We start from the raw sequence: 4,807 nt of genomic DNA on the forward strand, positions 1-4,807 counted from the left end.
CAGGTTTTGTCAGTGGGTATTATATTGAGTAATCATTTTATTTTATTTGTTTGTTCCTTATTCGCCTGCTACATATCTTCTGCCACCGTTTTCAGTCTGTATCTCAGCCGGTTTACCGTAATATGTAATCTTTGAGGTCATGTTGGCATGCATCGACAGTTTCTTGCTTGCATAGACAAAGACCTTTGAAACGCCTGATGCCTTAACTTCCGCCTCAGGAGCGTCAAGTCCCTTGGCATCCACCATCGCAGTGCCACTGGCCTGAATGATAACCATGGTTGCGCTTCCTGCCAGATAGCTGTCAGATGAGCCGCTGGCCTTGATAGTAGCTGTATCATCAACATCTCCATTGTATCTGGTAACGCTTGAACCTGAGAATTCAAGATTCAAATCAGAGCAATGGCTGTTGAGTGTGACGCTTGAACTTCCTGAGCTCTTGCAGGTAATGATATCAAAGTGTCCATTTACTGTAAGCTCCGATGAACCGCTGGCATCACCTCTGAGTTTCATTGCATTCACGTTTACAACGGCATCACAGGCGCCTGAAATGTCAAATACAAAGGCACCTGTCCTGAAATCACCTTCTGTTTTCAATGAGCAGGAACCGGAAAGTTCAATGCTGTTTAATTCCGGCATTTCCAAGGTAACCTTCACCTGGGTTGCCTTACCTTTCCTGTTTGAATCAAACAGATGCGAAATTTTTTCAGAAAAGCTTTTATTGAAGGACAGAACAAGCGTTTCCTTGTCCTGCTTGATGTCAAGGTATGTCTCAAGTTCCTGAGGACAACTTACTTTGATGGTTGGATTGTTTCCCTTCCTGACAACAATATTGAACTGGTGAGACGCCTTGATGCCGTAATAGCCGGTCATTCTGAACTCACGCTCCACATTGTCGGCAAAAGAAGCAATGGAAAAGAGCACCAATGCAAGAACTGTGCTGATTAATGTTTTCATATCTGACTGTATTTGTTGTTATTTAAGCAATTCAAGACTTCTCTTCACAAAATCATTCAACGCCTTGCCTTTCAACATATTGTTGGAAAGGAGAGCTATATCTGCAAGCTGCTTGAGAAGATCGCTTCCGTTTGCGAACTTCTCCATCATCTCACGTCTGCTTGTCTTCAGCTGCTCGATACTTGAATTCAGTTCGTTCTTCCTGTCAGTATCCTCCTTTGATACCTCCTCGGCCTTCTTGTCCTTGTTTGATGCTTCAATCTGGTCGAGCTCACCTTTCAATGAATTCATCCTCGCCTCAAAATCAGCAATTTCCGCAGCATTCTTCTCCAACCTCTCGTTCAGCACTTTCTTTACCAGAGCATTGTCATTGTTAAGTACAAGTGTGTATGAATCAGGCATCTGTCCATAGAAGTTCATACCTCCTCCCAACTTGCTCATCTCCCTGTACCTGCGCATGAACTCGCTCTGAGTAATGGTGATAGGCTGTGCATCCTCTCCCAGATTCTCAATCCTCACATAATAATTCGCACCCTGAGGCATTACTGCATTCAATGCGTTGTTCATATCCTGCTGAAGAGCCTCATCAACAGCAGCTTGCTCCTTCTTCTCCTTTGTTATAAGGTTGTCAATAATGTCTGAATCAACTCTTGCGAACTGTGAATCCGACAATTTGCTTTCAAGCAAATTTACAAAATGTGCGTCAAGTTCGCAATCGAACAGCAAAACATTATATCCTTTTGCCTTGGCCTGCTCAATATATGAATACTGATTCTCGGAATCCGTTGAATAAAGGTAAACAACTTTCTTGTCCTTGTTGGTCTGTGACTCCTTGATCAGGTTCCTGTAATCCTCAAAACCGTAATACTTGCCGTCAACATCCTTGAAAAGCGCAAATTTCAGGGCCCTGTCATAGAATTTCTCATCAGAGAGCATTCCATACTCAATGAACAGTTTGATATTGTCCCATTTGCTCTCGAAATTCTCCTTGTTCTCCTTGGCAATCTCCTCAAGCTTGTCGGCAACCTTCTTTGTAATGTAAGAAGAAATCTTCTTCACGGAAGCATCCTCCTGCAGATAACTTCTTGACACATTGAGAGGAATATCCGGTGAATCAATCACGCCATACAGCAGAGTGAGGAAATCAGGAACGATGTTCTCAACATGGTCTGTCACATACATCTGGTTGCAGAACAACTGTATCTTGTTCTTCATAATATCCATTCTTTCCTTGATCTTAGGGAAGTAGAGAATACCAGTGAGATTGAAAGGATAATCAATGTTCAGATGAATCCAGAACAAAGGCTCGTCCTGCATAGGATAAAGTTCCCTGTAGAACTTCAGATAATCCTCATCCTTGAGATCCTTGGGATTCTTTGCCCAGAGAGGCTCAATAGTATTGATTACTTTATCTTCCTCAGTATCAACCATCTTTCCGTCCTTCCACTCCTGCTTCTTTCCAAAAACAACAGGAACAGGCATGAACTTGCAATATTTGTTCAGCAACTCCTCTATCTTTGTCCTTGAAGCGAACTCCAATGACTCATCGTCAAGATAAAGGATGATATCGGTACCTCTGCCCTCTTTCTCAACCTCTTCCATCTGGAACTCAGGAGAACCGTCACAAGACCATTTCACGCCCATTGAACCCTCTTTCCAGGACAATGACACAATCTCCACCTTCTTGCTTACAATGAAAGCGGAATAGAAACCAAGTCCGAAATGACCGATAATCGACTGTATATTGTCCTTGTATTTCTCCAGGAACTCACCTGCACTTGAAAAAGCTATCTGATTGATATACTTATCTATTTCAGCAGCAGTCATACCAATACCCTTATCTGAAACAGTTATGGTCTTAGCCTTCTCATCAACAGCCACACTGACCGAATTATTTCCAATCTCACCCTTGAACTCACCAACATTCGACAAGGCTTTCAACTTCTGAGTTGCATCAACCGCATTTGCAACCAACTCTCTAAGGAAAATCTCATGATCAGAATAAAGAAACTTCTTGATTACCGGAAAAATATTCTCAGTTGTAACTCCAATAGAACCCTTCATAATATTTAAATTTTAATAATTCTAATTTTCTACAGCGATAGTTCATTCCATCGTTTCTGAACATATTATCAAATATCGTACCTATTTATGATATGACAAAATGACAATTTAGGCAATCTAGTAAGGCAATCAGTTCAATAAACAGTTATTTCGCTCTCACACAAGCATTTACATAAAGACTTGCAAGAGAATTTTTCTCTACTCTTTTCTGATTGCATATCTGCTTGACCTGATTGATTGCATATTATGAAACAGTAGCGTAAATTTGAAGAAAAAAGCGGGAAATATGGCAGACAATTATCTTGAAAAGAAATTCGACGAGTTCTTTGGACCGAACGCCTCACATAAGAAAGTCATAATCAAGAAAAATAACCAATCGATTGATAACCTTCTACTGAAGAACAGAAGTTACAGAGGCTACAACAATTCCTATATCGTATCCGAACAAGAACTGATGGACATTGTCTCCGTAAATACCAGAATCCCATCAGGAATGAACCAGCAATGCCTCAGATTCAAGCTGGTCACATCTGATGATGCACAGAAAGTACTGAAAAACATCAAACTTGGAGCGGCACTTCCTGAACTGAATCTTCCATTCCCGGGAGAAGAACCGAATGCCTTCATCATAATCTGCTCCGAGAAGGAAGAGAACCGGATAGTTGACATTGATCTCGGAATATCAATGCAAAGCATGCTTCTCAAGGCCGTGGACATGGGCCTTAACGGCATAATTGTCTGCGCAATAAACAAAGAGGAACTGAAAAAGGAATTCAATCTGCCAAATGATCCGCTCGCATTGCTTGCCATAGGCAAGGGAATTGAGAAAATCCAGCTGTTAAGCATCAAGCACGGTGAATCGCAGAAATACTACCGCAAACAGGGCATCCACTACGTTCCCAAACTCCAATTATCTGATATCATCATCTAACCGCCACCAAACAGATTGCCAAAAGCGAAAAACAGGCACATTTTATGCGAAAATGTGACCCTAAATGGCGATGTACCGCTCCACGGTCTCGCCTTTAAGCGTATAGTTATTGTGCGCTACTAGTTTTTTCATATTTTGCCAAAGCAGCTTGCAGCAAGACACGCTGTACTTGGTTATGGAGTTGGCGAGTGCCAGCAGACCACCCATTTTGAGGGGTCTGCTTGCAGCGGGGCTCATTGTACGCACTGTGTGCGGGACCGCTGCAAGCAGCTTTGGCGGAAAGAGGCAGTCAGGAAGAACGTTTTCCTGCGGCCAAAAATCACGTATCATTGTGGCCGCAAATACTGAAACGGCCACAAAATCGAGGAATTTGTGGAAAATGTGAACATTTTCACCCGTTTGTCCACAAATCATTGCAATTTGTGGACAAATCACGCTTCACGGCCACAATGAAGTAATGGATGTGGCGGTGTACCGGTATGCAAGAGAATTCTGCCCAGGAAAGACTTACCGGGCCTCATCAGAGGACCACCATGCTCACCGCACAACAATCAGACGCCTGAATTCAGGTTGCAGGAGAAAATGGGAGGGAGAACTTTGAAGCCGCATTGCAGGCCACGAATGTGGCAGGCCGCGGACTGCAAAAGAAAATTCCCCAGGAAAGGGAATTTTCTCTTTGCAGCCGTGTGCCTGCATTCAGCAGTATTGCTATGGCACAAAAAAAGGAGCCCGGAATTTCTTCTGAGCTCCTGAAAGCTGGCAACTACCTACTCTTCCACATCGGATGCAGTACCATCGGCACAAGCGGGCTTAACTTCTCTGTTCGGAATGGGAAGAGGTGGATCCCCGCCGTTCTTG

General features: G+C 43.0%; 4 protein-coding genes and 1 rRNA gene. 1 reads left to right on the forward strand and 4 read right to left on the reverse strand.

Annotated features, from left to right (window positions below):
* Window positions 1-57: 57 nt before the first annotated feature.
* Together AC06L3_RS06645 and htpG are read right to left on the reverse strand one after the other, a co-directional pair.
* Window positions 58-954, reverse strand: coding sequence for a GIN domain-containing protein (locus AC06L3_RS06645; protein ID WP_475669839.1), 897 nt, complete (start codon window positions 952-954; stop codon window positions 58-60).
* 18 nt (window positions 955-972) lie between these two features.
* Window positions 973-3,018, reverse strand: coding sequence for a molecular chaperone HtpG (gene htpG, locus AC06L3_RS06650; protein ID WP_475669840.1), 2,046 nt, complete (start codon window positions 3,016-3,018; stop codon window positions 973-975).
* Between the two features lie 286 nt (window positions 3,019-3,304).
* Between htpG and AC06L3_RS06655 the strand changes: the two genes are divergently transcribed.
* Window positions 3,305-3,949 (forward strand): nitroreductase family protein, encoded by a 645-nt coding sequence (locus AC06L3_RS06655; protein WP_475669841.1) that lies wholly within the window; start codon window positions 3,305-3,307, stop codon window positions 3,947-3,949.
* A 60-nt stretch (window positions 3,950-4,009) separates the two neighbouring features.
* Here the strand turns inward: AC06L3_RS06655 and AC06L3_RS06660 are convergent, their stop codons facing one another.
* Complete coding sequence (locus tag AC06L3_RS06660; protein WP_475669842.1) at window positions 4,010-4,279, reverse strand: hypothetical protein; 270 nt, start codon at window positions 4,277-4,279, stop codon at window positions 4,010-4,012.
* A 424-nt stretch (window positions 4,280-4,703) separates the two neighbouring features.
* Window positions 4,704-4,807 (reverse strand): 5S ribosomal RNA (gene rrf / locus AC06L3_RS06665); the annotation flags it as partial.

The sequence above is a fragment of the Candidatus Egerieousia sp. genome, assembly GCF_056211015.1.